The sequence below is a fragment of the Wolbachia endosymbiont of Drosophila incompta genome (assembly GCF_001758565.1).
Taxonomy (GTDB): Bacteria; Pseudomonadota; Alphaproteobacteria; order Rickettsiales; family Anaplasmataceae; genus Wolbachia; species Wolbachia pipientis.
Genome location: NZ_CP011148.1, coordinates 237,059 through 237,763 on the forward strand (window position 1 = coordinate 237,059; position 705 = coordinate 237,763).

The 705-nt window shown below is 36.6% G+C and carries 1 protein-coding gene; it reads left to right on the forward strand.

Annotated elements, in window-relative coordinates; translation table 11 throughout:
* Positions 1–660, forward strand: a 660-nt coding sequence (locus WG67_RS08050; RefSeq protein ID WP_458694964.1) for a DNA recombination protein RmuC, incomplete at its 5' end; no start/stop codon positions are given.
* Positions 661–705 lie beyond the last annotated feature (45 nt).

Below are 705 nucleotides of genomic sequence, written 5' to 3' on the forward strand. Positions count from 1 at the left end.
GAGGATAATTTATTGCGTCCTGATTTAATAATCAAAATGCCATCTGGAAAGCAAATAATAATAGATGCTAAAGTGCCGCTTGATTCTTACATGGATGCTATATCACAAAATGATTTGCAAATACAAAAGGAGAAATTAAAGAATCATTCCCTGGCAATAAAAAAACACATAAATGATTTGGGTAAAAAAGAGTATTGGAATCAATTTGAAAATACGCCAGAACTTGTGGTGCTTTTCTTAACAGGGGAGGGGGTTTTTAGCGCAGCACTGGAATATGAGCCTGCTTTGATAGAGATTGGAGTGGAAAAAAAAGTGATCATTGCAACACCGATCACTCTAATTGCGTTGCTGAGAGCAATAGCGTATGGATGGAAGCAAGAGATGATAGCTGAAAACGCAAAGAAAATCAGTGAACTAGGTCATATTTTATATGAGCGCATTTGCACAATGGGTGAAAACTTTGATAATTTGCGCAGGAGCTTAAAAAGTGCTGTTGATCATTATAATAAAACTGCTGGCTCTCTTGAAGCAAGGGTGTTTCCTGCTGCTCGAGAATTCAATAAGCTTGGTATACATGCAAAAAATAAAAGTTTAAGTGCTGCAAAGGAATTAGAGTCTTTACCACGCAGTTTACATACTGAGGAGCTGAAAGTAGATTAGGCATCTTAACAGGGAATGTTCAAAAAAGTGTGTCAAACCAAAAAA